The organism is Candidatus Eisenbacteria bacterium (assembly GCA_016867715.1).
GTDB lineage: Bacteria > Orphanbacterota > Orphanbacteria > Orphanbacterales > Orphanbacteraceae > VGIW01.
The window spans coordinates 1-3,787 of the sequence record VGIW01000151.1 but is presented as its reverse complement, the minus strand read 5'-3'; the positions used below and the strand labels follow the sequence as shown (position 1 = coordinate 3,787).

Annotated in this window: 4 protein-coding genes; all 4 read right to left on the bottom strand. The window is 68.6% G+C overall.

Annotation, left to right across the window (positions count from 1 at the left end):
• On the bottom strand, positions 1-569 hold a 569-nt coding region (locus FJY73_14125), incomplete at its 3' end, for an ornithine carbamoyltransferase (GenBank protein MBM3321797.1).
• 40 nt (positions 570-609) lie between these two features.
• A complete protein-coding gene (gene hslU, locus FJY73_14120; protein ID MBM3321796.1) occupies positions 610-1,992 on the bottom strand; it encodes an ATP-dependent protease ATPase subunit HslU in 1,383 nt (460 codons plus the stop codon).
• Positions 1,989-2,516, bottom strand: coding sequence for an ATP-dependent protease subunit HslV (hslV, locus tag FJY73_14115; GenBank protein ID MBM3321795.1), 528 nt, complete (start codon positions 2,514-2,516; stop codon positions 1,989-1,991). The genes hslU and hslV overlap by 4 nt, the downstream gene beginning before the upstream one ends.
• A gap of 10 nt (positions 2,517-2,526) precedes the next feature.
• On the bottom strand, positions 2,527-3,420 hold the full coding sequence (locus tag FJY73_14110; protein ID MBM3321794.1) for a tyrosine-type recombinase/integrase: 894 nt from the start codon (positions 3,418-3,420) through the stop codon (positions 2,527-2,529).
• Positions 3,421-3,787: the final 367 nt, after the last annotated feature.

The window sequence follows — 3,787 nt, the reverse complement described above, 5'->3', positions numbered from 1 at the left end:
GCGCTCGGCTCGAACCCCTCGGGGACGGCGATCCGGAGCGCGAAGGGGAGAAGCCCCGCGGCGTTGATCCACGAGTGGGCGACGTTGTTCCCGTCGCCGAAGAACGAAACGATCCGGTTCTCGATGTTCCCGCGGTGCTCGATCACGGTGAGAATGTCGGCGAGGATCTGGCACGGATGCAGGAGGTCGGTGAGGCCGTTGATCACCGGGATCGGCGCGTGCCGCGCAAGGTCGACCGCGATCTTGTGGTCGAACGTGCGGATCATGACCGCGTCGAGGTAGCGCCCGAGGACCTCGCCCACGTCCCCCACCGCCTCGCGCGAGCCGATCCCGATCTCCTTGTCGGTGAGGTAGATCGTGTGCCCGCCGAGGTGCATCATCCCCGCCTCGAAGCTGACCCGCGTCCGAAGGCTCGGCTTGTGGAAGATGAGCCCGAGGATCTTCCCCTCGAGCGTCCGTTTCTCCCTCCCCTCCTTTCGTGCCTTCTTCATCTCGAGGCCCCGGCGGAGGAGGCGCTCCAGACCGGGGCGGTCCAAGTCGGCGATCGAGAGAAAGTCCTTCTTCGGCATGCTCTCTCCTTTTCGTGTGCGCCCGTTCGCCTATTCTGGGCTACAGTATAAACCGGCTCTGGTCTCCGTCGCGCGCGATCGTCCCCAGCCTCTCCTCCACCCTCGCGGCGTCGACGACGATCGTCTTCTCTCCGCGGTCGGGAAGATCGAAGAGTTCCTTCTCGAGAAGCGCCGAGAGGAGCGTGTGGAGTCGCCGCGCGCCGATGTTCTCCGTCCGGTCGTTCACCGTCTCGGCCAGGCGCGCGATCGCGTCGATCGCCTCTTCTTCGAAGAGGAGCTCCGCCCCCTCGGCGGAGACGAGCGCGGCATATTGCTTGATGAGCGAATTTTCCGGTTCCTTCAAGATTCGGACGAAGTCGGCCGCCGTCAGCGCCTGAAGCTCGACCCGGATCGGGAAGCGCCCCTGGAGCTCAGGGATGAGGTCGGAGGGACGGGCCTGATGGAACGCGCCCGCCCCGATGAAGAGGATGTGGTCGGTCGCGATCATCCCGTACTTGGTCTGCACCTGCGAGCCCTCGACGATCGGGAGGAGGTCCCGCTGCACTCCCTCGCGCGAGACGTCCGGCCCGTGGTCCCGCCCGCTTCCGACGATCTTGTCGATCTCGTCGAGGAAGATGATCCCCGCCTCCTCGGTGCGTCTCTTCCCCTCCTCTACCGCCCGATCCCGATCGACGAGCGAGTCGAGCTCTTCCTCGACGAGGATCCTCCTCGCCTCGCGAACGCGGATGCGGCTTCTTTTCTTCTTCTTCGGGACGAGATGCTCGAGGGTCTTCTGGACGTCGGCGTCGACCGCGCCCATTCCGCTCGCCGCGAAGAGGTTGAAGAGGGGCGTTCCCTTCTCCGCGATCTCGATCGTGACGAGGCGCTCCTCGAGCGCTCCCGCGCGGAGCCGATCGAGCAGCGGCTCCTCTCTCGTTCCCTCCGCGGGCGAGGCGATCCCGGACGGATCGACCGCGATCACTCCGGGAGGCGCGGCTTGCCCTGCCGGCTCTTCCGCGGAAAGAAGAGCGAGGAGCTTCGCCTCCGCGCGGCGCTCGGCCTCGGCGGCCGCCTCCGCCCGAATCTCCTTCTCGACCTCGCCGATCCCGATCTCGAGAAGATCGCGCACCATCGACTCGACGTCGCGGCCGACGTACCCGACCTCGGTGTACTTCGAGGCCTCGACCTTGAGAAACGGGGCGTGCGCCGCTTGCGCGAGACGGCGCGCGATCTCCGTCTTCCCGACGCCGGTCGGGCCGATCATGAGGATGTTGGCGGGGAGGATCTCCTTTCGGATCGGCTCGGGCGCCTCGCGCCGCCTCCAACGGTTCCGAAGGGCGATCGCCACCGCCCGCTTCGCTTTCTCCTGCCCGACGATGAAGCGGTCGAGCTCGCGGACGATCGCCCGCGGCGCGGGGAGATCCTTGAGACCAGAAACGTTCATGCGAGTTCCTCCACGACGATCTCCTCGTTCGTGTAGACGCAGAGGCCGGCCGCGATCCGGAGCGACTCCTCGACGATCCGCCCCGGCGGAAGATCGGTGTGCCGGAGAAGTCCGCGCGCGGCGGCGAGGGCGTACCCTCCTCCGCTTCCGATCCCGAGGAGGCCGTCGTCCGGTTCGATCACCTCGCCGGTCCCGGAGATGAGAAGGGTGTGCTCCTTGTCCATCGCCGCGAGGAGCGCCTCGAGCCGGCGGAGCATCCGGTCGGTCCGCCAGTCGCGCGCGAGCTCGACCGCGGCGCGGGGAAGGTTCCCCGCGTGCGCCTCGAGCTTCGTTTCGAGGCGTTCGAAGAGGGTGAAGGCGTCGGCGACCGCGCCTGCGAAGCCGACGAGGATCCGCCCGTCGTGGATGCGGCGCACCTTGCGGGCTCTCGCCTTCATGATCTGCTTCTCGAGGGTGACCTGGCCGTCCCCTCCCATCGCCGCCGCGGCTCCTCTTCGAACCGCGAGGATCGTCGTCGCGTGCATGGTCGTTCTCCTATTCCGCGCGCGGGTGGGCGCGGCGGTACGCCCGGAGGAGCGTCTCCGCGGTCGTGTGGGTGTAGCGCTGCGTGCTCGAGAGGCGGCGATGGCCGAGGAGCTCCTGCACGGCGCGAAGGTCCGCTCCCCTGTCGAGGAGGTGGGTCGCGAACGAATGGCGGAGCGAGTGGACGGTGAGTCCCTCGCCGACGAGGCGGAGGTAGCGCCCGACGCGCCGCTCGATCCCGCGCCGCGAGAGGCGTCCGCCCCGGCGGTTCAAGAAGAGCGGCTCGCTCCTTCCGACGCGGGAGCGCCCGGCGTTCGTCGCGTGCCGCACCGCGAGGTACGCGCGCACCGCGCGCGCCGCCTCTCGCCCGAAGGGGACGATCCGTTCCCGGTTCCCCTTGCCGAGAACGCGCGCCTCGCGGGCGTCGAGATCGATGCTGCCGATGTCCAGCGCGGCCGCTTCCGCGAGGCGGATGCCGGCGCCGTAGATCATCTCGATGAGCGCGAGGTCGCGCGCCGCCCACACTCCCTCGGGGAGCGAGACGAGGCGATCGATCTCGTCGGGCGAGAGGAACGAGGGGAGCTTTCTCTCCGCTTTCGGAAATGTGAGGAACGCGGCGGGGCTCGCATCGACGAGACCGCGGCGATGGCAATCCTTGAAGAACGACTTGATCGCCGCGAGCGCGCGATGCCGGGTGGTCTTGGCGAGGCGGCGGTCGTAGAGGCGGGCGAGATACGATCGAAGAAGGGACGACGTCACGTCTCGGAGCGCCGGCTCCTCCTCCCCCATCTCCTTCATGGCAAATGTGTGCCATGCGCGAAGGTCCCGCCGGTACGCCTCGACCGTGCGCGGCGAGTAGCGCCGTTCCTCGAGGCCCTTCAGGAAATCGTCGATCGCGCGCCGCATGACCCCAGCATACGGCCCCGCCCCTCTTCGGGCAAGGCGGCCTGAAACCGCAGGCGCTCAGGTTTGTCTTCCTCCGGAGACGGGGGGCGGGGCAGAGCGGCGAGTTGCCGCGCGCCGCGCGCGGCATGTTTGAGCAAGCGAGCCCCGCCCCTCGGCTCCGGGGCCCTCCGTTCCCACCGTCGCCACCCACCGCGGTGACGTTCCCCAATACGGAGACAACCTGGGCTCGTTCGTGCTCGCTCGGCGGGCCGACCTCCCCCTCGGGGCCTGATCGACGAGCCCGCCAAGAGCGCAGGGAGCGCGGCTAGAGAACAGATGCGAACGACCGGAAGGCGCCTTCCCCCCGGCGGAAGATCCGCTCGTGGCG